The organism is Streptomyces purpureus, from assembly GCF_014648195.1.
Lineage (GTDB): Bacteria > Actinomycetota > Actinomycetes > Streptomycetales > Streptomycetaceae > Streptomyces > Streptomyces purpureus.
This window is the reverse complement of sequence record NZ_BMQQ01000001.1, coordinates 600670-624219: the sequence shown is the minus strand read 5'-3', so window position 1 is coordinate 624219 and position 23550 is coordinate 600670. Positions and strand designations below refer to the sequence as shown.

Annotated in this window: 27 protein-coding genes; 12 read left to right on the top strand and 15 right to left on the bottom strand. The window is 72.2% G+C overall.

Features of this window, described 5'->3' with window-relative positions:
* Positions 1 to 12 precede the first annotated feature (12 nt).
* The 10 genes from IEZ01_RS02810 to IEZ01_RS02765 form a co-directional block, all read right to left on the bottom strand.
* Positions 13 to 246, bottom strand: coding sequence for a gas vesicle protein (locus tag IEZ01_RS02810; protein WP_189199626.1), 234 nt, complete (start codon positions 244 to 246; stop codon positions 13 to 15).
* Positions 243 to 1160 carry a GvpL/GvpF family gas vesicle protein gene (locus IEZ01_RS02805; protein WP_189199624.1) on the bottom strand — a complete coding sequence of 306 codons (918 nt, stop codon included), beginning with the start codon at positions 1158 to 1160 and terminating at the stop codon, positions 243 to 245. The genes IEZ01_RS02810 and IEZ01_RS02805 overlap by 4 nt, the downstream gene beginning before the upstream one ends.
* Positions 1157 to 1603 (bottom strand): gas vesicle protein, encoded by a 447-nt coding sequence (locus IEZ01_RS02800; RefSeq protein WP_189199622.1) that lies wholly within the window; start codon positions 1601 to 1603, stop codon positions 1157 to 1159. The genes IEZ01_RS02805 and IEZ01_RS02800 overlap by 4 nt, the downstream gene beginning before the upstream one ends.
* 31 nt (positions 1604 to 1634) lie before the next feature.
* A complete protein-coding gene (locus IEZ01_RS02795; protein WP_189199619.1) occupies positions 1635 to 1886 on the bottom strand; it encodes a gas vesicle protein GvpG in 252 nt (83 codons plus the stop codon).
* Positions 1887 to 1922: 36 nt separating this feature from the next.
* A complete protein-coding gene (locus IEZ01_RS02790; RefSeq protein WP_189199617.1) occupies positions 1923 to 2636 on the bottom strand; it encodes a GvpL/GvpF family gas vesicle protein in 714 nt (237 codons plus the stop codon).
* Positions 2633 to 2878, bottom strand: coding sequence for a hypothetical protein (locus tag IEZ01_RS02785; RefSeq protein ID WP_229832616.1), 246 nt, complete (start codon positions 2876 to 2878; stop codon positions 2633 to 2635). Before IEZ01_RS02785 ends, IEZ01_RS02790 begins: the two co-directional genes overlap by 4 nt.
* 52 nt (positions 2879 to 2930) lie before the next feature.
* Complete coding sequence (locus IEZ01_RS02780; RefSeq protein WP_189199615.1) at positions 2931 to 5312, bottom strand: ATP-binding cassette domain-containing protein; 2382 nt, start codon at positions 5310 to 5312, stop codon at positions 2931 to 2933.
* Positions 5313 to 5377: 65 nt separating this feature from the next.
* A complete protein-coding gene (locus IEZ01_RS02775) occupies positions 5378 to 5791 on the bottom strand; it encodes a VOC family protein (RefSeq protein WP_019891255.1) in 414 nt (137 codons plus the stop codon).
* A gap of 10 nt (positions 5792 to 5801) precedes the next feature.
* The gene (locus IEZ01_RS02770; protein ID WP_019891254.1) at positions 5802 to 6221 is read right to left on the bottom strand and encodes a helix-turn-helix domain-containing protein; all 420 of its coding nucleotides are present in this window, start codon (positions 6219 to 6221) and stop codon (positions 5802 to 5804) included.
* A 34-nt stretch (positions 6222 to 6255) separates the two neighbouring features.
* On the bottom strand, positions 6256 to 6666 hold the full coding sequence (locus tag IEZ01_RS02765) for a Fur family transcriptional regulator (RefSeq protein WP_019891253.1): 411 nt from the start codon (positions 6664 to 6666) through the stop codon (positions 6256 to 6258).
* 217 nt (positions 6667 to 6883) lie between these two features.
* Here IEZ01_RS02765 and katG point away from each other — a divergent pair, with 217 nt between their 5' ends.
* The 6 genes from katG (at position 6884) to IEZ01_RS02735 (ending at position 13215) form a co-directional block, all read left to right on the top strand.
* Positions 6884 to 9115 carry a catalase/peroxidase HPI gene (gene katG, locus IEZ01_RS02760; protein WP_019891252.1) on the top strand — a complete coding sequence of 744 codons (2232 nt, stop codon included), beginning with the start codon at positions 6884 to 6886 and terminating at the stop codon, positions 9113 to 9115.
* 148 nt (positions 9116 to 9263) lie between these two features.
* Entirely contained in the window at positions 9264 to 9677 is a 414-nt protein-coding gene (locus tag IEZ01_RS02755; protein ID WP_028798243.1) for a CBS domain-containing protein, read from the top strand.
* Positions 9678 to 9946: 269 nt separating this feature from the next.
* Positions 9947 to 10633, top strand: coding sequence for a HemK2/MTQ2 family protein methyltransferase (locus IEZ01_RS02750; protein WP_052185710.1), 687 nt, complete (start codon positions 9947 to 9949; stop codon positions 10631 to 10633).
* Positions 10617 to 10928: a CDGSH iron-sulfur domain-containing protein gene (locus IEZ01_RS02745; protein ID WP_019891248.1), complete on the top strand. Its 312-nt coding sequence runs from the start codon at positions 10617 to 10619 to the stop codon at positions 10926 to 10928. Before IEZ01_RS02750 ends, IEZ01_RS02745 begins: the two co-directional genes overlap by 17 nt.
* Positions 10925 to 11974 carry an iron-containing redox enzyme family protein gene (locus IEZ01_RS02740; protein ID WP_189199613.1) on the top strand — a complete coding sequence of 350 codons (1050 nt, stop codon included), beginning with the start codon at positions 10925 to 10927 and terminating at the stop codon, positions 11972 to 11974. Before IEZ01_RS02745 ends, IEZ01_RS02740 begins: the two co-directional genes overlap by 4 nt.
* A gap of 29 nt (positions 11975 to 12003) precedes the next feature.
* Positions 12004 to 13215 (top strand): carboxylate-amine ligase, encoded by a 1212-nt coding sequence (locus IEZ01_RS02735; protein ID WP_189199611.1) that lies wholly within the window; start codon positions 12004 to 12006, stop codon positions 13213 to 13215.
* Here IEZ01_RS02735 and IEZ01_RS02730 read toward each other — a convergent pair.
* Positions 13196 to 13900, bottom strand: coding sequence for a 2OG-Fe dioxygenase family protein (locus tag IEZ01_RS02730; protein ID WP_019891245.1), 705 nt, complete (start codon positions 13898 to 13900; stop codon positions 13196 to 13198). The genes IEZ01_RS02735 and IEZ01_RS02730 overlap by 20 nt on opposite strands.
* A 149-nt stretch (positions 13901 to 14049) precedes the next feature.
* Between IEZ01_RS02730 and IEZ01_RS02725 the strand changes: the two genes are divergently transcribed.
* Positions 14050 to 14418: a PRC-barrel domain-containing protein gene (locus IEZ01_RS02725; RefSeq protein WP_019891244.1), complete on the top strand. Its 369-nt coding sequence runs from the start codon at positions 14050 to 14052 to the stop codon at positions 14416 to 14418.
* A gap of 84 nt (positions 14419 to 14502) precedes the next feature.
* On the top strand, positions 14503 to 15012 hold the full coding sequence (locus tag IEZ01_RS02720) for a metallophosphoesterase family protein (protein WP_019891243.1): 510 nt from the start codon (positions 14503 to 14505) through the stop codon (positions 15010 to 15012).
* Here IEZ01_RS02720 and IEZ01_RS02715 read toward each other — a convergent pair.
* A complete protein-coding gene (locus tag IEZ01_RS02715; protein ID WP_078513467.1) occupies positions 14975 to 15748 on the bottom strand; it encodes a pyridoxamine 5'-phosphate oxidase family protein in 774 nt (257 codons plus the stop codon). The two genes, IEZ01_RS02720 and IEZ01_RS02715, sit on opposite strands and share 38 nt — an antisense overlap.
* Positions 15749 to 15857: 109 nt before the next feature.
* Complete coding sequence (locus IEZ01_RS02710; RefSeq protein WP_189199609.1) at positions 15858 to 16745, bottom strand: DUF2268 domain-containing putative Zn-dependent protease; 888 nt, start codon at positions 16743 to 16745, stop codon at positions 15858 to 15860.
* A 237-nt stretch (positions 16746 to 16982) separates the two neighbouring features.
* Here IEZ01_RS02710 and IEZ01_RS02705 point away from each other — a divergent pair, with 237 nt between their 5' ends.
* Genes IEZ01_RS02705 through IEZ01_RS02695 form a run of 3 tightly spaced genes read left to right on the top strand, consistent with a single transcriptional unit; the run spans position 16983 to position 20475 of the window.
* A complete protein-coding gene (locus tag IEZ01_RS02705) occupies positions 16983 to 18383 on the top strand; it encodes a uracil-xanthine permease family protein (RefSeq protein ID WP_189199607.1) in 1401 nt (466 codons plus the stop codon).
* The gene (locus IEZ01_RS02700) at positions 18380 to 19768 is read left to right on the top strand and encodes an amidohydrolase family protein (protein ID WP_189199605.1); all 1389 of its coding nucleotides are present in this window, start codon (positions 18380 to 18382) and stop codon (positions 19766 to 19768) included. Before IEZ01_RS02705 ends, IEZ01_RS02700 begins: the two co-directional genes overlap by 4 nt.
* A complete protein-coding gene (locus IEZ01_RS02695; RefSeq protein ID WP_019891237.1) occupies positions 19765 to 20475 on the top strand; it encodes a sulfite exporter TauE/SafE family protein in 711 nt (236 codons plus the stop codon). The genes IEZ01_RS02700 and IEZ01_RS02695 overlap by 4 nt, the downstream gene beginning before the upstream one ends.
* A 43-nt stretch (positions 20476 to 20518) precedes the next feature.
* On the opposite strand, the gene IEZ01_RS02690 is transcribed toward IEZ01_RS02695, so the two are convergent.
* Complete coding sequence (locus tag IEZ01_RS02690; protein ID WP_189199603.1) at positions 20519 to 21565, bottom strand: LacI family DNA-binding transcriptional regulator; 1047 nt, start codon at positions 21563 to 21565, stop codon at positions 20519 to 20521.
* A gap of 91 nt (positions 21566 to 21656) precedes the next feature.
* Positions 21657 to 22565 (bottom strand): poly-gamma-glutamate hydrolase family protein, encoded by a 909-nt coding sequence (locus IEZ01_RS02685; RefSeq protein ID WP_189199601.1) that lies wholly within the window; start codon positions 22563 to 22565, stop codon positions 21657 to 21659.
* Between the two features lie 138 nt (positions 22566 to 22703).
* On the opposite strand from IEZ01_RS02685, the gene IEZ01_RS02680 reads away from it, so the two are divergent.
* Positions 22704 to 23543, top strand: coding sequence for a dienelactone hydrolase family protein (locus tag IEZ01_RS02680; protein WP_028798241.1), 840 nt, complete (start codon positions 22704 to 22706; stop codon positions 23541 to 23543).
* Positions 23544 to 23550 lie beyond the last annotated feature (7 nt).

Below are 23550 nucleotides of genomic sequence, written 5' to 3'. Positions count from 1 at the left end.
CATCGCCCGTCCTCATCGCCCGTCGTCGTCGCCGGGGGCGTCCAGGGGCAGGGGCGCGAAGGGGTCGCCGGCCGTGCCGACGGACGCCACGAGGGCCCGCAGGGAGACACGTACGAGGTCGACACCGGCCACGGAGAGGACGACGTCCCCCGCGATCACCACGCCTCCGCTCAGCAGCCGGTCGAGGAGGTCGATCAGGGCCACCTGGCGCTGTGCCAACGGCTCCCCCGACGTGCGCTCGTTCATCGCTCCGGCTCCGTGCGGCGCGGGGCGCGTGGTGCGCTGGGCTGCTCGGGAGGCATCGCGAACGAGTACGGCGCCCAGGGGCCGGTCACCTCCACGCGGATGCCCTCCTCGGCCGTCACCGCGGCCACCTCGGCGGCGAACGCCTCGGCCGACTCGTCCGGTACGAGGTAGGCGTCGTTGACCACGTTCGCGCCGAGCCCCGGTGCGACCAGCGGGCCCTGCTGGAGGGGATGGCGCACCCGCGGCAGGGCGAAGCCGTCCGCGACCCCTGCGATACGGTCGGCGACCTCGGCGGCCTTCCGCTGCCGGGTCTCGCGCAGGCCGTGCTGCGCGCGGCGCCGGCGCAGACAGGCCTTGCCGGGGCTGAGGCCGGAGCCTTGCCCGGCGGGCTGCCGGGTGTCCTCGGCCGGCCGTAGGACCGCGTCCTCGCCGGAGTCGTCCGCCGCTTCGGACACGTACACCTTCACGCCGTACTCGGCCTGGCCCGCCAGCAGCGCCAGCCGGGCGTCCAGCCCGTCCCGCCGCGCGGTAAGGGCCGCACGGGCCCGCTCGCGGTCGCGGTACACGGTCGCAAGGCGCAAGGGCAGTACGCCCGTACACGCGGCCAGCGACTCGACCACGGCGTGGTGGGCGCGGGCGACGTCCGCCAGCCAGTCGAGGTCCTCGAAGCGCTCCTTGAGGGCCTCCTCACCGAAGTCGCGGGCCGGGACGAGGGAGACGGCGAACGCCACGGCCGGGGCGTCATCCTGGGCGGGGGCGCCGGTGGCGCCCTCCGCGACGCTTTCCAGAAGCTCCACCCCCGCGCCGGCCACACCGGTGAGGACGCGGACGGTGTCGCCGAGGCCCTGCCCGGGGCGGACCGCGGCGTACACGTACACGAGACCAGGGCCTGGGTCGGGGTCTGTGGCGGTCATGCCGGGCGCCTCCGTCCTCTGCTCGGCCGCTCGGCGCCGCGGCTCTCCTCCGGCTCGGCGCCCGCCGGCTCCTCTTCCCCCTCGGTGGCAGCGTCGAGCGCCCCGACCCGCTCCCGCAGGGCGTCCAGCTCCGCGCGGAGCCGCCGGTTCTCCACGGCGAGCGGCTCGCCGCTCCGGCCATTCCCGGACGACAGCGCCGGATCGTGCTCCCACCAGTCGATGCCCATCTCCTTCGCCTTGTCGACGGAGGCGACGATGAGCCGGAGTTTGATCGTCTGAAGTTCGATGTCGAGAAGGTTGATCCGGATGTCGCCGGCGATCACGATGCCCTTGTCCAGTACGCGTTCGAGGATGTCGGCGAGGCTCGCCGACGAGCCACGCTCGAAGGGCGGGACTGCCCGTGAAGGAACGCCTCCGAGCCGGTTCGCCAGCGGATCGCTCACCGTCTCCGCCTCCTCTGCTGCCCTGCTGTGGCTACTGTCCTCGCGCGGCCTCGAACGCGGCGATCTCGTCGAGCCGGTCCAGCAGCTCGTCCTCCCGCCGGTCGAAGGTCTCCTCGTCGATCTCACCGGCCTGCAGCTGTCTCTCCAGCTCGCGCAGCGCCGCCCAGACGGGGGCCGGGTCGTAGTATTCCGCCTCCGCCGCCGCGGTGACCTGCTCCACCACCCACACCACGCCCCGTACGGGCGCGAGGGGCAGCGTCAGCAGCTGGGTGAAAAGCCCCATGATTCGCTCGCTCCTCTCGGCCGGCCGAAGAAGCCGCTAGACGAAGCTGTACGGAGGCAGGGGGCCTGTGAGGCGGAACTCCACGCCGTCGTCGGCCGCCGCCGCGAGCTCGGCCTCCTTGGCGAGGAACGCCTCGCGCTCCGCCTCCGCCACCAGGAACGACACACTGAGGAGGTCGTCGCCGCTCGGCGTGAGCACCTCGTGCTCACGCGCCGAGGGTGCCAGCGCGTTCACGACGGCCTCGGCGCGCGCGGTCCGGCGGCTCGCCACCTCCTGCGCGACGAACTCGCCGAGAGCCAGCTTGGCGCGCGGATCGGGATCGCCGTGGATGATCGCGTCGTTGAGCTCCCGTGCCTCGCGGGACTCCTCCAGGATCTCCCGGAGCAGAGACTCCTCCGCCTGCGCGACCCGGAGGTGGAATTCCGCGGAGCCGTCGAGCCGCTCCAAGATGGCGAGGTACTCCTGTCCGCGGTCCTCCAGTACGGCGCGGACCGCGTCGTCGTCGGGGGCCGTGTAGCCGAACCGCAGGGGCAGGGCGGTACCGTCGGCCATCAGCCGGTCCTGGACCTCCTGGTGGGCGGTGAGGTCGCGCCGCTTGGGCCGCGGTTCCTCCCGTACGTCGCTGACCACCGCGCGCAGCGCGTCGGCGGTCACGGTGCGTACACCGGAGGGGTCGGCGCCCACACCGCTCAGGCCGTCGAGACGGCAGGGATGGCCGGCGCCGGTGATCGCGTAGACATAGACGGTCATCGCTCACTCACGCTCCCGGCGCGCCTGACGGCGGGCGGTGGTGCGGCGCCGCCGCGGGGCGGCTTCCAGCTCTTCCTCGGGCTCCTCCTCGTACTCCTCTCGCCCTCGACCATGTCGCCGACGGCCTCCGGCAGCTGTGCGGGCGCCTTGCGGCCGGCTTCCAGATCCAGCCGGTTGCGGGCCACCGTCACCTCCTGCGCGGCCACGCACAGCTCCGCGGTCGTACGAGATGCAAGGCGCATTCCCTACCAAAGTGGTCGTAATCATTCCGGCCCGCGCCGCACCGTGTGGGCGTCAGCCACCGACGTAGGCCGCGAGGTGCTCGCCGGTGAGGGTGGGGCGGTCGGCGACCAGGGCCGCGGGGGTGCCCTCGAAGACGATCCTGCCGCCGTCGTGACCGGCCCCCGGGCCGAGGTCGACGATCCAGTCGGCGTGGGCCATGACCGCCTGGTGGTGTTCGACGACGATGACCGACTTCCCGGAGTCGACGAGCCGGTCGAGCAGGCCGAGGAGCTGCTCGACGTCGGCGAGGTGGAGGCCGGCGGTCGGCTCGTCGAGGATGTAGACGCCGCCCTTCTCCGCCATGTGGGTGGCCAGCTTCAGCCGCTGCCGCTCGCCGCCGGAGAGCGTGGTGAGCGGCTGGCCGAGGGTGAGGTAGCCGAGCCCGACGTCGGCGAGCCGGTCGAGGATCTTGTGTGCGGCCGGCGTGCGCGCCTCTCCGGCGCCGAAGAACTCCTCGGCCTCCGCCACCGACATCGCGAGCACCTCGCTGATGTCGCGGCCGCCGAGGCGGTACTCCAGGACCGCCGGCTGGAACCGCTTCCCCTCGCAGTCCTCGCAGGTGGTGGCCACCCCGGCCATCATCGCCAGGTCGGTGTAGATGACACCGGCGCCGTTGCAGGTGGGGCAGGCGCCCTCGGAGTTGGCGCTGAACAGCGCCGGCTTCACGCCGTTGGCCTTGGCGAACGCCTTGCGGATCGGGTCGAGCAGTCCGGTGTACGTCGCCGGGTTGCTGCGCCGGGAGCCGCGGATCGGTCCCTGGTCGATCGACACCACCCCGTCGCCCGTCGGGATCGACCCGTGCACGAGCGAGCTCTTGCCGGAGCCGGCGACGCCGGTGACGACGGTGAGGACCCCGAGCGGGATGTCGACGTCGACGCCTCGCAGGTTGTGTGTGGTGGCGCCGCGGATCTCCAGCGCACCGGTGGGCTCGCGCACCGTCTCCTTGAGGGAGGCCCGGTCGTCGAAGTGGCGGCCGGTGATGGTGCCGCCGGAGCGCAGTCCGTCGACGGTGCCCTCGAAACAGACGGTGCCGCCCGCCGTACCGGCTCCGGGTCCGAGGTCGACGACGTGGTCGGCGATGGCGATCACCTCCGGCTTGTGCTCCACCACGAGCACGGTGTTGCCCTTGTCCCGCAGTCGCAGCAGGAGGCGGTTCATCCGCTGGATGTCGTGCGGGTGCAGGCCGGTGGTGGGCTCGTCGAAGACGTAGGTGACGTCGGTGAGCGAGGAGCCGAGGTGGCGGATCATCTTGACGCGCTGCGCCTCGCCACCCGAGAGCGTGCCGGCCGGGCGGTCGAGCGAGAGGTAGCCGAGTCCGATCTCCACGAACGAGTCGAGGGTCTGCAGCAGCGCGGCGAGCAGCGGCGCCACCGAGGGCTCCTTGAGGCCCCGGATCCACTCCGCGAGGTCGCTGATCTGCATCGCGCAGGCGTCGGCGATGCTGACCTTCTTGATCTTGGAGGTCCGGGCGCCCTCGCTCAGTCTGGTGCCGTCGCACTCGGGGCAGACGGTGAAGGTCGTCGCCCGCTCCACGAAGGCGCGGATGTGCGGCTGCATCGCGTCGACGTCCTTGGACAGGAACGACTTCTGGATCGTCGGGATGAGACCGGCGTACGTGAGGTTGATGCCCTCGACCTTGATCTTGGTCGGTTCCCGGTGGAGGAGGTCGTGGAGCTCCTTCTTGGTGTACTTGCGGATCGGCTTGTCCGGGTCGAAGAAGCCACAGCCCCGGAAAATGCGGCCGTACCAGCCGTCCATGCTGTAGCCGGGGATCGTGAGCGCGCCCTCGTTGAGCGACTTGCTGTCGTCGTAGAGCTGGGTGAGGTCGATGTCGGAGACCGTGCCGCGGCCCTCGCAGTGGGGGCACATGCCGCCGGTGCGGCTGAAGGTCGCCTTCACGGCCTTCCTGGCGCCGCGCTCGACGGTGATCGCGCCGCTCGCCCGGACCGAGGGGACGTTGAAGGCGTACGCGCTGGGCGGTCCGATGTGCGGCTTCCCGAGCCGGCTGAAGAGGATGCGCAGCATGGCGTTGACGTCGGTGGCGGTGCCGACCGTGGAGCGGGGGTCGGCGCCCATCCGCTGCTGGTCGACGCTGATCACGGTGGTCAGGCCTTCGAGTACGTCGACCTCGGGCCGTGCCAGGGTGGGCATGAAGCCCTGGACGAAGGCGCTGTAGGTCTCGTTGATCAGCCGCTGCGACTCGGCGGCGATCGTGCTGAACACCAGCGAGCTCTTGCCCGAGCCGGAGACGCCGGTGAACACCGTCAGCCGGCGCTTCGGGATCTCGATGCTGACGTCCTTGAGGTTGTTCACGCGCGCGCCGTGGACGCGGATCAGGTCGTGACTGTCGGCAAGGTGCGGCGCGGGCGACCGCGTGTCCGTCCTCGTGGCCATGCTCGGTGTGTCTCCATCTGTCTGTGCCGGGGGCCTTGCGGGAGGGGCGGGTGGCCCCGATCTCGTTACCTGCGGGGCTGGTTGAAGCGCAGCATGTTGCCCGCGGGGTCGCGGAAGGCACAGTCGCGCACACCGTACGGCTGGTCGACCGGCTCCTGGAGCACTTCGCCGCCCGCGGCGCGGATCCGCTCGAAGGTGGCGTCGCAGTCCTCGGTCTGGAAGATGACTCCGCGCAGCAGGCCCTTGGCCAGCAGCTGCGCCATGGCGTCGCGGTCGGCGGGCGAGGCGTTGGGATCGGCGAGCGGCGGTTCGAGGACGATGTTCACATCGGGCTGCGACGGCGCGCCGACGGTCACCCAGCGCATGCCCTCGAACCCTACGTCGTTGCGTACTTCGAGGCCGAGGATGTCGCGGTAGAAGCCGAGCGCCTTGTCGTGGTCGTCGACGGCGATGAAGCAGGTGGAAAGCGTGATGTCCATGCGATTCACGCTACGGGCGGGGTGCGGGTTTCGCTTCTCCGTTCCTGACCGGTCGCGTGTAGATCTTGGCGTAGCAGGCCGGGATGGCGGCGCCCTCCGAGTGGTCGCGCGCCCGGTACGCGCTGGGGCTCTCGCCGACCAGCTCGGTGAAGCGCGAGCTGAACGAGCCCAGGGACGTACAGCCGACGGCGAAGCAGACGTCCGTCACCGACATGTCGCCCCGCCGAAGCAGCGCCTTGGCGCGCTCGATCCGCCGTGTCATCAGGTAGCTGTACGGCGTCTCGCCGAAGGCGGCGCGGAAGCTGCGGGAGAAATGGCCCGCGGACATCAGGGCGACGCGCGCCAGCGCCGGGACGTCGAGCGGCTTGGCGTACTCGCGGTCCATCAGGTCACGGGCCCGGCGCAGCCGGACGAGGTCCTCCAAGGTCACCTCACCACCATCCCACAGCGGGCCGCGCCACGGCTCAGGCGCAGGAGGGGCACAGTCCGCGGTAGACGACCTCGGCGTCGGACACCGTGAAGCCGAACCGCTCCTCCGCCGGCAGGTCGGCGAGGGGGTCGCCGGTCGGGTGGACGTCGCGGATGGTGCCGCAGCTGGAGCAGACCAGGTGCTGGTGCGGGCGGTGGGCGTTGGGGTCGTAGCGCTTGGCGCGGCCTTCGGTGACGACCTCGACGACCTCGCCGAGCAGGACCAGCTCGCCGAGGGCGTTGTAGACGGTCGCCCGGGAGATCTCGGGCAGCCGCTCGGCGGCGCGGGCGTGCACCTCGTCGGCGGTGAGATGCACATGGTCGCCGTCGAGGACCTCGGCGACGACACGTCGCTGCGAGGTCATCCGCCAGCCCCGCTCCCGCAGCCGCTCCAGCAGGTCGCTCATATCGCTCCACCTGTTCATGTTCAGCGGATCAGAGTCAGTGGATCAGATGAAATTCACCCGTGATCGTCCGAGTTCTGATTGGATACGGGGTTGATGAACTTATTGACTTGGATTCTGTCCATCGTAGGATCGGTTCCGGCAATTGGCCAAGGGGTTCCCCGACCGTTCCACCGCACCGAGTCTCCCAGCACCGTCCGCCTGGTCCGGAAGGATTCCCATGTCTGAGAACCATGACGCCATCGTCACCGACGCGAAGACGGAGGGCACCGGGGGCTGCCCCGTCGCGCACGGTCGCGCCCCACACCCCACGCAGGGTGGTGGCAACCGCCAGTGGTGGCCGGAGCGGCTCAACCTGAAGATCCTTGCCAAGAACCCCGCCGTGGCCAACCCCCTCGGCGAGGAGTTCGACTATGCCGAGGCGCATCTGAGCCTCGATCTGCCCGCGGTGAAGCGGGACATCGCGGAGGTGCTGACCACCTCGCAGGACTGGTGGCCCGCCGACTTCGGCCACTACGGCCCGTTCATGATCCGGATGGCGTGGCACAGCGCGGGCACGTACCGCATCAGCGACGGCCGTGGCGGCGCCGGAGCGGGCCAGCAGCGCTTCGCTCCCCTCAACAGCTGGCCGGACAACGGCAACCTGGACAAGGCCCGCCGCCTGCTGTGGCCGGTCAAGAAGAAGTACGGCCAGAACCTCTCCTGGGCCGACCTCATGATTCTCGCCGGCAATGTCGCCCTGGAGTCGATGGGCTTCGAGACCTTCGGCTTCGGCGGCGGCCGGGCGGACGTGTGGGAGCCCGACGAGGACGTCTACTGGGGCCCCGAGACCACCTGGCTCGGCGACGAGCGCTACACCGGCGACCGGGATCTGGAAAACCCCCTCGGCGCGGTCCAGATGGGCCTCATCTACGTCAACCCGGAGGGCCCCAACGGCAACCCGGACCCGCTCGCCGCGGCCCGCGACATCCGTGAGACGTTCCGCCGGATGGCGATGAACGACGAGGAGACGGTCGCCCTGATCGCCGGCGGCCACACCTTCGGCAAGACCCACGGCGCGGGCCCGGCGGAGAACGTCGGCCCCGACCCCGAGGCCGCGCCGCTGGAGGAGCAGGGCCTGGGCTGGCGGAACTCCTTCGGCACCGGCAAGGGCGGCGACGCCATCACCAGCGGTCTCGAAGGCATCTGGACGAACACCCCGATCACCTGGGACAACAGCTTCTTCGAGATCCTTTTCGGTTACGAGTGGGAGCTGTTCAAGAGCCCCGCCGGCGCGCACCAGTGGCGGCCGAAGGACGGCGCCGGGGCGGGCACCGTGCCCGACGCCCACGACGCGTCGAAGAGCCACGCGCCCACGATGCTGACGACCGACCTCTCGCTCCGGTTCGACCCGGCGTACGAGCAGATCTCGCGGCGCTTCCTGGAGAACCCCGACGAGTTCGCGGACGCCTTCGCCCGCGCCTGGTTCAAGCTGACCCACCGTGACATGGGTCCGGTCGTGCGCTACCTCGGCCCCGAGGTCCCCAGTGAGACGCTGCTGTGGCAGGACCCGCTGCCCGAGGTGACGCACGAGCTCATCGGCGCCGAGGACGTCGCCGCGCTCAAGGCCCAGGTCCTCGACTCCGGCCTCTCGGTGTCCCAGCTCGTCTCCGCGGCATGGGCGTCGGCCGCCTCCTTCCGCGGCAGCGACAAGCGCGGCGGCGCCAACGGCGCGCGGGTGCGCCTCCAGCCCCAGATCGGCTGGGAGGTCAACGACCCCGACCAGCTGGCGACGGTGCTGCGTACCCTGGAGGGCATCCAGCAGTCCTTCAACTCCGCGCACACCGGCGGCAAGCAGGTCTCGCTCGCCGACCTGATCGTGCTCGCCGGCGGCGCGGCGGTCGAGAAGGCCGCCAAGGACGCCGGGGTCGACGTGGAGGTCTCCTTCACGCCGGGCCGGGTGGACGCCTCGCAGGAGCAGACGGACGTGGAGTCGTTCGCCGCGCTCGAGCCGACCGCCGACGGGTTCCGCAACTACCTCGGCAAGGGCAACCGGCTGCCGGCCGAGTACCTCCTGATCGACCGGGCGAACCTGCTGAACCTGAGCGCCCCCGAGATGACCGTCCTCGTCGGTGGCCTGCGCGTCCTGGGCGCCAACCACCAGCAGGCGTCGCACGGCGTGTTCACCACGACCCCGGGCGCGCTGACCAACGACTTCTTCGTCAACCTGCTCGACCTGGGTACGACGTGGAAGGCGACGTCCGAGGACGCGTACACCTTCGAGGGCCGCGACGCCGCCACGGGCGAGGTCAAGTGGACGGGTACCCGTGCCGACCTCGTCTTCGGCTCGAACTCCGAGCTGCGCGCGCTCGCCGAGGTGTACGCGAGCGACGGCGCCAAGGAGAAGTTCGTGGCCGACTTCGCCGCGGCATGGACGAAGGTCATGGAGCTCGACCGGTTCGACCTCGTCTGACGGACGACGGCGCCCGGGCCGGCCCTCGGGCCGGCCCGGGCGTCCTCCCCTCGGCCGCACGCGGGCGTACCCGGTCCGCGTGCGTAGCCCAGCGGCGGGCGGGCAGGCGCCTGGCAGAGACCAGGACCACCGAGGGAAGTAGAGCATCATGACCACCGCACGCGACATCATGACGCCGGACGTCACCTGCATCGGCGCCCAGGAGACCGTCCTGGAGGCCGCGAAGAAGATGACGGAGCTCGGTGTCGGCGCCCTGCCGATCTGCGGCACGGACAACAAGCTCAAGGGCATGCTCACCGACCGCGACATCGTCGTGAAGGTCCTCGGGCAGGGCAAGGACCCGGCCGAGGTGAAGGCCGGCGATCTCGCCCAGGGCGAGGCCGTCACCATCGGCGCCGACGACAGCGCGGAGGAGATCCTGCGCACGATGAGCGAGCACAAGGTCCGCCGCCTGCCCGTCATCGACGGACACACGCTGGTCGGCATCGTCGCCCAGGCCGACGTGGCTCGCGCGCTGCCCGACCCCAAGGTCGGCGACCTCCTGGAAGCCATCTCCGCCTGAGCGTTCCGCGAGCCGGGGAGGAGTGGGTCGGCCCCTCCCCACCTCCCGCTTCGTCCTGTCCCGCCCTGTGACCGGCCGACCGCATGAGACCGACCGGCCACGCCATGCGTGCTGTCCGCGCGCCCCTTGTGCGCCCCCGCACCCCATTCATCCCCTTTCCAGATATTCATCCGAATATGGCGTCCGGGCGGGGTGAAACCGGCGCTGCGGGGTATCCGCAATGATCACGAGGGCGATCACAGAGGGCCCGTCGAGACGCGGAGGTGGCTGTGGCCGGTACCACGACCCGACCAGTAGCTCGTGGACGTCGTCTGATCTCGCTGCCCGGCGTCTATCGCCCGCAGGCGGACACACTCCTCCTGCAGACCGCACTGGCCGGGGAGGACATAGGACCCGGCCACCACGCCCTCGACATCGGCACGGGAACGGGCGCGGTGGCGCTGCGGGCCGCCGCGACCGGGGCCACCGTCACCGCCGTCGACACCTCCTGGCCGGCCGTGCTGGCGGCCCGACTGAACGCCGTGCGCCTGCGCCTCCCGCTGACCGTGGTGCACGGCGACTTCGACGCCGCGGCGGCCGGCCGCCGCTACGACCTCGTCACGGCCAACCCGCCGTACGTACCCTCCCCCGACCGGGAACTGCCCACCCGGGGGGCGAACCGGGCCTGGGACGCCGGCGCCGACGGCCGGGGCGTCATCGACCCCATCTGCGCGTCCGCCCCGGCGCTGCTGCGGCCCGGCGGCGTGCTGCTGATGGTCCACTCCGCGATGTGCGACAGCGACCGCACGGTGGACCTGCTGGAGCGCGGCGGTCTCGACGCCCGGGTCGTCGCCCGGCGGGACGTGCCCTGGGGACCCGTACTGCGCTCCCGGCGGGCGTGGCTGCAGGAGCGCGGGTTCGCCGCCCCCGGCGAACAATGGGAGGAACTGGTGGTCATCCGTGGCCGGTACACCTGAGACGCCCCGGGCGCCGCGCCGGGTACGGATCGACCCCACGGGCCCCCTGCTCGTGGACGGGCCCGTGGAGGTCCTGATGGAGGACGGCACCACGGCGGTTTCGGACCGTTTCGTCGTGGCGCTGTGCACCTGCCGTCGGACCCGTACGCCCCCGTGGTGCGACACCAGCCACCGCACGCGGCGCCGGGACGACAGCGGCCACCGGCCCCCGGACACCGGGACGGACGAAGCCCGCGAACCCGCCCCCGATTCCGACCCCGACCCCGATCCCGCAGGCGAGGAGAGCGCTGGATGAACCCGACCGCCCCGGCCACCGACCGCCCGCGCACCGCCACCGGACCGCTGCTGCCCGCCGGGCGCGGCCCGCTGTCCGCCGCGGTGCTCATGGCGCTCCGGGCCCCCGCGCCCGCGCCGGAGCTCGCCTCCCCCGCCGTGGCGCACGCGGCCGGAGCGGCCGACCCCTGGGGCGAGGACCTCCAGCTGGCCCTGTACGTCCTGTACGAACTGCACTATCGAGGGTTCGCCGACATCCAGGGCGAGCGCGAGTGGGACCCCGACCTGCTGCGCCTGCGCGGCCTGCTGGAAGCCAGGATGCTGGACGCGCTTGTGGACGAGCTCACCGGAGCCCCCACGACCGTGGACGAAGCCTTCGGCCCGTTGCTGGAGGAGCCGGTCGACCTCTCCGGCAGCCTGTCGCGCTTCCTGGAGACCCACGGCGAACTCTGGCAGCTGCGCGAGTACGCGGCCCTGCGCTCCCTCTACCACCTCAAGGAGGCCGACCCGCACGCGTGGGTGATCCCCCGGCTGACGGGGCGGGCCAAGGCCGCGATGGTCGCTATCGAGTACGACGAGTTCGGCGCGGGCCGGGCGGAGCGCGTGCACGCCCGCCTGTTCGCCGATCTGATGACGGACCTGGGGCTCGACCCGTCCTACGGCCGGTACCTGGAGTGCGCCCCCGCGCCGCTGCTCGCGACCGTGAACCTGATGTCCCTCCTCGGGCTGCACCGGGCGCGGCGCGGCGCGCTGGTGGGGCACTTCGCCTGGGTGGAGGTCACCTCCTCGCCGGGCTCCCGGCGGCTCGCCCGGGCGATGCGCCGCTGCGGGGCCGGTCCGGCCGCGGAGCACTTCTACGCCGAGCACGTCGAGGCGGACGCCGTGCACGAACAGGTCGTCCGGCACGAGGTGATCGGGGGCCTGCTGGCCGCCGAGCCCGGCCTGGAGGCCGACATCGCCTTCGGCTGCGCCGCCACCGACCTCCTTGAGGACCGGCTGGGGGCGTACCTGCGGACGCGGTGGACGGCGGGACGCTCGGCGCTGCGGGCGCGGCTCCCCGAGGGGTGAGAGGACTGCGCGGGAGCCCGGAGGGCGCCATGGCCGGCGACGGCGAGGGCCTGCCCACCCTCGGGGTGGAGGAGGAGTACTTCCTGGTGGACCCGGTCACCCAACGGGTCCGGCCCGCCGGGGACGAGGTCGTCGCCGCGGCCGCGGCGGCCGGCCACGGCTCCACCGTGACCGGGGAGTTCACCCTCTACCAGGTCGAGGGCCGCACCCGGCCGTGCACCGGCCTCGCCGAGCTGCGCGCGGACCTCGCCGCCGTCCGCCGGGCGGCCGCCGAAGCGGCCCGCGCCGCCGGCGTACGGCTGTGCGCGTCGGGCACCCCGGTCCTGGGGCGGGCCGCCCCGGACGCGGTGGGCGACCATCCCCGCTACCGGGCGGGCCAGGCACAGTACCGCGGGATGATCGAGGACTTCGGAATCTGCGCCCAGCACGTGCACGTCCACTGCTCGGACCGGGAGCAGGCGGTGCTGGTCGGCAACCACCTGCGCCCCTGGCTGCCGACTCTGGTCGCGCTGAGCGCCAACTCGCCGTACCACCAGGGGCGGAGTACGGGGTACGCCAGCTGGCGGTCGGTGATGCGGCTGCGCTTCCCCTGCCTGGGCCCGCCGCCCTACGCGGCTTCCCTGGCGGAGTGGGAACGGACGGCGCGGGTGATCGCGGCGGCGGAGGCGATGCTGGACCCCGCGATGCCCTTCTGGGACGTACGCCCCAACCCGAAGCTGCCGACGGTGGAGATCCGGTGCATGGACGTGGTCGCCGAGCTCGACGACGCGGTGGCCCTGGCGGCGCTGGTACGGGCGCTGGTGCGGGTGTCCGTCCAGGCGGTGCGGGGCGGCGACCCGGGGCCGCCGGTCGCGGCGGAGGAGGTGCGCGCCGCGTACTGGAAGGCCGCCCGGGACGGGGTCGCCGGCACCGGCGTGGACCTGCGCGACGGCCGGGTCCGAACGGCGGGGGAACTGGCCTTCCAGCTTCTTGAGCATGCGCGGGAGCCGCTGGAGGAGGCGGGTGAACTGGGGTTCGTACGGGCTCGGATCGCCGGGATCGTGGGCGCGGCCGGGGCCCCGGCGGCAGGCATCCCCGGCCGGGGCGGCGCGGAGGCGCAGCGCCTGGCCGCGGCCGGCCCGGACGGCCTGAAGGGGGCGGTGCGGTGGCTGGTCGAGACGACGCGGCGGCCGGGCGGGGAGGAGGCGGGAGAGGCGGGGGCCTCTCCCGTCACCGAGCGCCTCACCGATCGGCGAAGGTGATGACCAGCACGTCGCGGTGGGCGGGCCGTGCCGGGTCGCGCGGGGTCACGGGCGAGACGCCGTGCAGGGTCCGCCGGTCGTCGCCGAGGAGCAGGGTGCCGGGCTCCTCGAGGACGGTGCTCAGGATGGGCGCGCCGTCGAGGTCGTAGACGGTGGACTCGCCGCCGTCGGCGTTGCCCCGGGCGACGAGGAGCGAGGAGACGAGGGTGACTCCGTCGCGGTGGACGCCTTCGGGCGTGGGCTGTCCGGCCTGGCCGCTGGTCGCCACGACCCTGAAGGGATGGACCTTCACGGTCCATTCGGGCGGGTCGGCGAGGACGGACGCCGCTTCGGCGAGCAGATCCAGCAGCGCGGCGAGCAGGGGGTCCTGGGCGAAGGCGTCGGTCAGCGGCTCGAAGTGACGCTCCTGGCCGATGTAGAGCGGGTTGCTGTCCTCGGGCTGCAGGAAGCCGTCATGGCTGCGGACGGTGAGTTCCCCGGTGGGTTTGCGCCCGAAGTGGCCGTAGCGCCGCAGGCGCCGCATGCCGGCTTCCTGCACGTAGGGGTCGGGGGCGAGTTCGTCCCAGTGCAGGTCGAACTCCGCCCACTGCCGGCCGTCCACTCCGAGGCGGCGGCCGATCTCGTCGGGCTTCATCAGGCAGTAGCCGGGCTCGGACAGCGCCTGCAGGGTGTGCGAATCGGACATGCGGGGCGTGTTCCCGCCCGGGGGCCTCCCATACCCGGGGAACGCCCATACGGACCCTTCCGTACCCGAAGTCCGGCGCGGCCCGGTGTCAGGTCGGGCTCGCGGGGCAGGCGCGGGGAAAGACGAACGTCCGGCAAAGGAGTTGAGGCATGACCGACGACATGTGGACCTACCGATCCGGCATCGTCCACCCGAGCGGCGAAGACCTCGTGGGCTTCCGTGTGGAGGCACTCGACGGCCACATCGGGAAGGTCGACAAACATTCCCACGATGTCTCCGACGCCTACCTCGTCGTCGACACCGGTGTGTGGATCTTCGGCAAGGAGGTCCTGATCCCGGCGGGGACGGTCATCCGCGTGGACCGGGACAGCAGGACGGTGCACGTGGAGGCCACCAAGGACCAGATCAAGGCGGCTCCGGAGTTCCACCGCGACAACCACCTTCGCGACCCGAACTACCGCTTCGAGATCAGCAAGTACTACGACGGCATGGGCCCGTTCGGCGGCCCGCGCATCTGACGCACGGCCTTTCCCGCGCCCTCGCGGCCCCACCCCGGTGCGGCCGCGGGGGCGCGCGTCGTACCGGCGGCCTACGGTGGGCGTATGCGGCTGCTGCTGACCTCCGACACGCACGTACCCGCCCGCGCGAAGAGCCTGCCGGAGGCGCTGCTGGCGGGCGTCGGCGAGGCGGACGCCGTGATCCACGCCGGAGACTGGACCGACGAGGCGACGCTCGACCTCCTGCGGTCCGCGGCCCGCCGCCTGATCGGCGTGTACGGCAACAACGACGGCCCGGTCCTGCGCCGGAGGCTGCCCGAGGTCGCCCACGTGGAGTTGGCCGGAGTGCGGTTCGGGGTCGTGCACGAGACCGGAGCGGCCGCGGGGCGGGAGCGCCGCTGCGCCGAGCGCTTCCCGGACCTGGACGTCCTCGTGTTCGGCCACAGCCACATCCCGTGGGACTCCACCGCCCCCGGCGGTCTGCGCCTGCTCAACCCCGGCTCCCCCACGGACCGCAGACGCCAGCCCTTCTGCACGTTCATGACCCTGACGGTCGCGGACGGCGGGCTGGAGGACGTCACCCTGCACCGGCTCCCGCCGAGGGGCGGTCACTGACCCGGGCGTTGCCGTGCTCCTGGCCGCCGAGGCGGGTGCCGCTGCGGCCGGTGATGTGGGGTGGTGCGGGGATGCCGTCCGTGAGCGCCGGGTCGGGTTCGGGCGCTCCGAAGGACGTGGCCAGGGGGAGGACTCCGGCCCAGAGGCCGAGTTCCGCGTCGGGTCCGTCGCCGTCGTCGGGGGCGCCGGTGCGGATCTTGACGGAGGCCTCGTCCAGGGGGAGGGCGAGCAGCGCGGTGGCCGCGAGTTCCTTGCGGTTGGGCCGGCGTGCGTAGTCCCACTGACCGGGCGTGGCGTGCTCGGTGAGGCAGCGCAGTCCGGCGAGTTTCTCCTCCGGGTCGGTGAGGAGGCGGGGCGTGCCGTAGATCATCGCGCTGCGGTAGTTCACGCCGTGCTCGAACACCGACCGGGCGAGGACCAGCCCGTCCACGTGCGTGACGGTGACACACACCGTCGTGTCCGGCGCGGCGACGAGGCTCCGGCTCGCCACCGAGCCGTGGAAGTACAGGTTCTGGCCGTCGCTGCCGTAGACGGTCGGAACCACCATGGGGTGCCCGTCGACCACCACACCGACGTGGCAGAGGAAGCCGGCGTCGAGGATCGCCTCCAGGGCCGCCCGGTCGACGGTCCCGCGCTCGCGCATGCGGCGGTGGCGCGTACGGTCGGTCTCGGGCAGCGTGGGCGGCAGCGGGCGGTGGTTCACGCGGACTCTCCCAACATCCGTGGTGACGAGCATGTTCGGCTCAACATCGCACGCTACCGATATCGCGTCAGCCTGGCCAGCAAACTGCGAAATCAGTTGCCGATAAGCGCACACGCAACCGTATCCATCGACAGCCGGGCGGTCAGGCGCTGGTCGCAACACCCGCGTTACGGAGGATCTCACGCGCCGGCAGGGCAACGCTCTCAGCCGCGGTCAGGCCCGACGCCGCCAGATGCGCGTCCACGATCCGAAGGCCGACGGCGTATCCGGCGAGATCCGGCAGCCCCACGGGCCGCAGCCCCATCAGTTCGGCGGTGGCGTCCCCGAAGACGTACGGGGGCAGGTTCCGCATCCCGGCCACGTCGATCCCGGCCGTGATCTTCTCGTACGCACGGTCCAGCTCGGCGCCGGTCAGCCCCTGCGACCAGGGGCCCATGGCCTGCTCGCCGGCCAACTCCCGTACGAACGCCTCGGCCAGCCCCTCGGCGACGACCTGCTCGCCGACGGTGACGGCCGCCGGGTCCCAGACCACGTTGGCATAGCGGACGTTGTGGTGGAGTTCGTGTGCGGCCGCGTGGTCGATCTTCCACAGAGCCGTCTCGGTGGGCCACATCACCAGCTGGATCGCGCCCGGGAACCCGCCGAGTCCGAAGTAGCCGCCGCTGCGGACCGTCAGGTGCTCGTCGTCGGGGTTGCCGAGCACCACCACGACATGGACCGTCTCCGCGTGCTTGATGCCGGGCACCGCACCGCTGATCCGCTGCCAGGCGGTGGCGAGCGATTCCTCGATCCGGTTCCACACGTCCGCGTCCCTCATCCGCAGCAGGGCGGCCTCGTTACGCGCATCGTCACGGTCGAGCCGGAACCCGCTGCCCATCCGGTGCATCTGGACCGGATCCACCTCACCCATCACGGAGAGCCCGTTCATGAGTGGGCTGTATATGTCGCGCAGGGCGTCGGACCGCTCCTCGACGGGACGCTTGAGGAGGTCGAGCAGGGTGGACGCCGTGTCATGAACAACGATCTTCATGGCTCAGGACCGTAGGACCTCCCGCTACGTGAGGATCAAGTCGTGGGGCGGGCCGGTCCGATGCCGACCCCCGGCAGCCGGGAGGCGATCCCGTCTCGCCGGACCTCTTGACGCTCCCCCGCCACCCTCGGATACTGGCGGCCAAATCGATTTGGCCAAATCGATTTGGCTCTCCGTCCAGGGCCGGATCGCGGCTGATACCCGACGCATGCAGCGACGCCCGAACGGAGCCCGAGCATGTCCAGTCCCCGCCAGACCCTGCCCCCTGCGGAAGAAGCGGCACCCGCGCCAACGCCCGCGCCCGCGGCGCCTCACCCCGTCGACGAGTCCCGGCCGCTGGGCCGGATCCTTCTCTTCGGGATCCAGCACGTCCTCGTCATGGCCGCCACGCCCATCTCGGCGATCTTCCTGATGAGCGCGACCCTCAAGCTCGACCCCGGCCTGACCGTCAACCTCCTCTCCGCGGCCTTCGTGCTCTCCGGAGTCGGATCACTGATCCAGTCGCTCGGCCCCTGGAAGTTCGGGCCCCGGCTGCCGTTCGTGATGCTGCCCGGCGGCGCGCCGCTCATCCTCTTCCTCGCGATCGCCGAGCAGCACGGCCTGCCCACCGCCACCGGCGCGGTGCTCCTCACCGCCGCGTTCTACTTCGTCGTACTGCCCGTCTTCTCGCGGCTGCTCGCCTTCTTCCCGGCCCTCGTCATCGGCACGATGATCGTCATCGTGGGCGTCAACCTGGTGAAGGTCGGCGCGGTCCTCGTCACCGGCCGCCCGGGCCAGCCCGGCTTCGCCGACCCCACCGCCCTCGGTCTGGGCATGGCCACCATCGGCTTCACCGTCGTCTTCTACCTGATCTTCAGCGGCATCCTGCGCCAGCTCGCCGTGATGCTCGGGCTCCTCGCCGGCACCGGGCTCGCGGCGCTCCTCGGCGCCATGGACCTCGGCCGCGCCGGCGACGGCGGTCTGTTCACCGTGCCGCAGCTGATGCCGTTCGGCTCGCCGGAGTTCAACCTGGTCGCCGCGCTGCCGCTGATGCTCTACAGCCTCGCCTCCATGGCGGAGGCCACCGGCCAGACCGTGATCAACGCCGAGGCCGTCGGCAAGGACATCGACCAGCGCACCGACGTCCCCAAGACCGTCCGCGGCGACGCGCTCACCTCACTCTTCGGCGGATTCTTCGGACTGCCGCTCATGGTCACCAGCGGCGAGAACATCGGCATCGTCCGCGTCACGGGCGTACGGAGCCGGTACGTGACCGCCGCGGCCGGCGTCGTCCTCGTCGCGATCGGCTTCCTCGCGCCCGTCACCCGCGCGGTCAGCGTCATCCCGTCCGCGGTCGTCGGCGGCACCGCGATGGTCGTCTTCGCCGTGATCACCGTCCTCGGCGTGCAGATGCTCGGCCGCTCCGACCTCGACAAGCACACCAGCACCTTCATCTGCGCCGTCGCCCTCGCGCTCGGCCTGCTGCCCATCCTCGTTCCCGGCGTGTACGGCGGCTTTCCGCCCAACGTCCGCATCCTCCTCGAAAGCGGCGTCGCCGTCGGGGCGGTCGTCGCCGCGGTCCTCAACATCCTCTTCCACCACGTCAGGCCGGGCGTCGTCGCCCGCCTGGCCACCGCCCGCACGGAAAGCGACCGATGACCCAGCTCACCCCCGATCTTCTCGACGGCCCGAGCCCCTTCCTCCTCGTACCCGACGCCGTCCTGCTGCCCGAAGGCCCCGCCGACGGCCACGCGGTCGTCGTCTCCGGCGGCTCCTTCGACGCCGTGGGACCCGCCGAGGAGCTGATACGGACCCATCCGCATCTCGACCCCGTACGTCTGCCCGGCCACCTCCTGATGCCCGGCTTCGTCGACGCCCACCACCACCTCACGCAGAGCTTCGGTTCCGCGCTCGCCTTCGGGGAGCCGTCGGAGATCTTCCGGCGGGTGTGGGTGCCGCTGGAAGGCGCGCTGGACGAGGAATCGGCGTACGTGGCGGCGAAGTTGGCCGCGTTCGAGGCCCTGCGCGGCGGTTTCACCACCGTCACGGACGCCGGGACCCGCGCCGGTGTCGACGTCGAGGTGGTGGCGTCCGCCGCGCGCGACGCGGGCATCCGCTGCGTCCTCGGCCTCGTCTGCAACGACGCCGACGGGGAGAACCCGTCCGTCATGGACAGCGCCGAGAAGCATCTCGCGCGCTACGGCGACGACCCGCTCATCCACCCCTCCCTCGCCGTCTCCGTCCCCGAAGCGGCCACCGAGGCGACCCTCACGGACACGGCCCGCCTCGCCGCCGAGGCCGGTGCCGTCGTCCAGATCCACCTGAACGAACACCTCGCCGGTGTCGAACGCTCCCTCGTACGTCACGGACTGCGGCCCCTGGAACACCTGCACACCATCGGCGCGCTCGGCCCCCAGCTGCTCGCGGCCCACGCCACCCTCCTCACGCCGCGCGAGCTCACCCTGCTCGCCGACACCGGGACCGCGGTCAGCTACAACCCGGTCGCCAGCGCCTGGAAGGGCAACGCCGTCGCCCCCGCCATCACCATGGCCGAGCGGGGCGTCCGCTTCGGGCTCGGCACCGACGGGACCCGGGGCGACGGGTTCCGGCTCGCCGACGCGGCGGAGTTCGCCCAGCGCCTCGCCTACGGGCTCGCCACCGGCGACTCGTCCTGCGGCGCCGGCTGGACCTGGCTGGAGCACGCCACACGCGGCGGTGCGGACGCGGTCGGCCTCGGCGCGCGGACCGGCACCATCGCCGAGGGTCTGGCCGCCGACTTCCTCCTCGTCGACATCACCCACCCCGAGGTCGCGCTCTCCTGGGACCTGCCCTGGGAGCTGGTACGGCGAGGCAACCGCGACCAGATCGCGGCCGTGTTCGTCGGCGGGCGCCTGCGCCTGTGGTCAGGGCGGCCCGTCGGCTGGGACGGTCAGGCGCTGGTGCGGCGGGCGGCCGAACTGTCCCGAAGCACCGTGGGGCGGGCCGCCATCACCCGCGTTCACCCCACCTCGACGGCGGCACGGGAACGGAGCACAACGCCGTGACCTGGCAGACGCTGGCGGTGCTCGCCGTCACGGTGACCGCCGCCGCCTTCGTCCAGGGCAGCAGCGGACTGGGCTTCGCCCTGATCGTCGCGCCGGTGGCCGGCCTCCTCGATCCGGGTCTGCTCCCGGTGTTCGTCCTGGCGGTGATGATCCCCCTCAACATGTACGTGGCCTGGCGCGAACGGGCCTCGCTCGATGTGCGGGGCGCGGGCTGGATCACCGTCGCGCGGCTCGCCGCCACACCCGGCGGCCTGGCGCTGCTCTGGCTGATCCCGGACCGGGCTCTGGGCCTGTTCGTGGGCATCGCCACGGTGCTCGCGGCGGTCGTGAGCCTGGCCGCGCCCGCGTTCACCCCGGGCAAGGTGGCCTACGTGGGAGCGGGCGCGGTCACCGGCCTGACGGAGACAGCGACCGGCGTGGGCGGCCCGCCGCTGGCACTGGTCTACCAGCACCGGCCCCCCGCCGAGCTGCGATCCACCGTCGCCGCGTGCTTCCTCGTCGGTGAAATCGCCTCCCTGCTACTGCTGTTCGCCACCGGCGAGGGCGACCCGGCGGACCTCGGGTGGGCACTCGCGCTGATACCCGCGATCGCCGTGGGGGCGTGGCTCAGCCGCCTGGTACACCAGCGGCTGGACGCCCGGCGGATGCGGCTGTTCGTGCTCGTCTTCGCCCTCGTCTCGGGGCTGCTGCTGATGGTCGGGGTCTGACCGTACGAGCGGGGGGCGGCGGTCTCGTGACCCCGCCCCCCGCTCAGGCCGTGCCCCGTACCGACGACGCCCGGGCGATCACGTGCGGCTCGGGCGCCGTTGTCACCCTCGGCGTGGCGGTGTCACCGCGCAGGCGGGCCAGCAGCAGGTCCACCGCGTCGGCGGCCGCGCGGTCCAGGTGGAGGTCGACGGCGGTCAGTGGGGGCTCGCAGGTGCGGGCGCGCAGGCCGTCGTAGCGGGTGACGACCATGACGTCGTCCGGGACAGCGCGGCCGCTGTCCTTGATCGCGCGGACCGCTCCCACCGCGAAGGCGTCCACCAGTGCGCAGACCGCGTCGATCCCGGGGTGCTGGGCGAGCAGGGCGGCGCACCGTTCGTATCCGGCCTGTTCGCCGCCCGCCTCGGGGGCGGTCGCCACGATCGGGGTCCAGCCGCGCTCGACCGCGACCCGTTCGAACGCGGCGCGCGCGTCGACCGAGGAGTGCCGCGCGCCGGAACCGACGATCAGGGCGGGCTGCCGGGCCCCCTGCTCATGGAGATGGGCCAGCAGCAGCTCGGTTACGAGGCCCGCGCGCAGATCGACGTACGGCACCTCGTCCTCCTCCGGGGACAGGGGCCTGCCGAGCGCCACGTACGGCAGGCCGCGCTCCTTCAGGCGGGCCACCGCCGCGTCGTCCACGTCGGGCTCCACGACGATCGCCCCGTCGATGTCGACGGAGTACAGCGCGGACCCGGACTGCACGGGCGGCACCAGCACGAGCGCGTAGTCGTGAGCGAGGGCGCTCTCGGCGGCAGCGGCGGCGACCTCCATGTAGAACCCGAGCCGGGACGGCCCGCCCGCGACGGCGAACGGCATGGACGAGGCAAGCGCGATGGCCTTCGCCTCCCCGCGCCGCAACCGCTGGGCCCGCAGGTTGGGCCGGTAGCCCAGCTCGGCGGCGACCTGCTTGATGCGCTCCCGGGTCCGGGGGTCGACCTTGCCGAGACCGTTGAGGGCGTGCGAGACCGTCGTACGGGACACGCCGGCGACCCGCGCGACATCGGCGATCGTGGGCGGTCTCGGGCCGGAACCGGAACCGGAACTGGTCATCTGCGCGAAAGCTCCTCGGGTACGGCGGGCGGGTGATCCCATCATCTCCCCTGCCGGGCGGCGACCACCGCCCGGCGGTCACTGCGGGCGGCTACTGCGGGGCGGCGAGGCCGAGCTCGTGCCGGTCGACGGCCTCGCGTACGGCGCCGACGAAGCCGTTCCAGAAGTGGGCCTGGTGGGCGGTCCCGACGCCGGCGGTCTGCCGGCGCTCGGCCGCACCGGCGAAGGTGCCGAACATGGCCCGGCGGAGCTCGGTGGATATCTCCAGCTGGGCGCCGGCTCCGGTCCGGGTGCGGTTGACGATGTTGGCCGGGTCGTCACCGTTCAGGGGCGAGTCGACGCCGGCGATGACCACCTGTACGGCCAGGGCGGGATCGGTGGTGTCGGTGGTGAGGCCGTGCTTGGCGAACGCCCACCCCAGGTTCCGCATCAGCCGCTGGTCCCGGCCGCCGATGAGGATCTGCTTGGCGGGGCCGGTGTCCGGGCTGAAGCCGTGCAGGGAGACGGCGTAAAGGTTGTTGCCGCAGACGGCCAGGGCGGCGGGGTCGTCGCAGTGGGTCGAGGTGACGTGGAGGTCCTTGTGGGAGGTGATCGCCTCGAACATCCAGTAGTCGCGCTGGGGCACGCCTTCCACCGGGGCGGGGTGGGTGCTGCCGGCCCCGGCCAGGGTGTAGCCGGCGATGGCGAGGCACAGCTCGCTGGTGCCCGCCTCTATGCCGCCGCCGTGCGGGGCGATGACCGCCGTACTGCGCACGGCCGTGCTCGTGTTGTTGTCGTTGTCGAGCAGCCCGCCCGGAGTCCCGCAGCGGAACCGCCGCATCCAGTTGGTGCCTTCCTTGAAGTCCCCGCTGCTGTACAGCGCGGTGTTCGTGGCGAACCGTTCCGCCGTTTCGGCGGCGACGGCCGTACGGCCGTTCCCCGCGAGGTCGTTGAGCAGGGGCAGGCCCGCGGCTGCCACGGCGACGGAGGACAGGACGGCGCGTCGGCTGGTGAGGTTCATGGGGTGATCATCCCCGATGGACCCCTTCCGTACGACAAGATCACACATACCGGTGCGGGGGCGCCGGAGTGTCTGACGCCTGACATGCTGCCCCATGACGTCGAACGCACGCTCAGCCGCCTGGAGATGGGGAGAGTGATGGCCGACCACGACCTGGCCGGATACGAGAAGAGCACGTTCACGCACGGAGGGACCGAGCGGCGGATCCTGCGGCGGGGCACAGGTCCCGCCGTGATCGTGATGGCCGAGATTCCGGGCATCACGCCCAAGGTGCTGGAGTTCGCGGACCGCGTCGCGGAGATCGGGTGCACGGCCGTCCTTCCGGTGCTGTTCGGCGAGCCAGGGCGCGATCCGCGGCCCGAGGCGCACGGGCGGCTGGCGGCCGGGCGGTATGCGGCCTCGTCGCTTCTGAAGGTGTGTGTGAGCCGGGAGTTCACCCTCCTTGCCACGGGCCGAAGTTCCCGGGTCGTGACATGGCTGCGCGCCCTGGCGGCGTACGAGCACGAACGCTGCGGCGGTCCGGGCGTCGGGGCCGTCGGCATGTGCCTGACCGGAGGGTTCGCGCTGGCGATGGCCACCGACGCGCGGCTGATCGCGCCGGTGCTGTCGCAGCCGTCGCTGCCGGTGGCCGTGTCGGCGGGCCGCGCGGGGACGATCGACATCGGGCCCGAGGAGCTGGCCGTCGTACGGGGACGGTGCGAGCGGGAAGGGCTCCAGGTCATGGGGCTGCGGTTCCGGGGCGACCGGCTCGTGCCCGGGGACCGGTTCGCGTTCCTCCGGCGTGAGCTCGGCGACGCGTTCGTCGCGGTCGAGCTCGACGACGGCGCGGCGAATCCGGAGGCCCTGCTCGCCCCGCACTCCGTGCTCACCGAGCATCTGATCGACGCGCCGGGAGAGCCGACCCGGGCCGCGCTGGACCAGGTCCTCGGCCTGTTCCGCGCGCGGCTGCTCGAAGAGACGCCCGCCGACCGTCCATAGGTCAGCG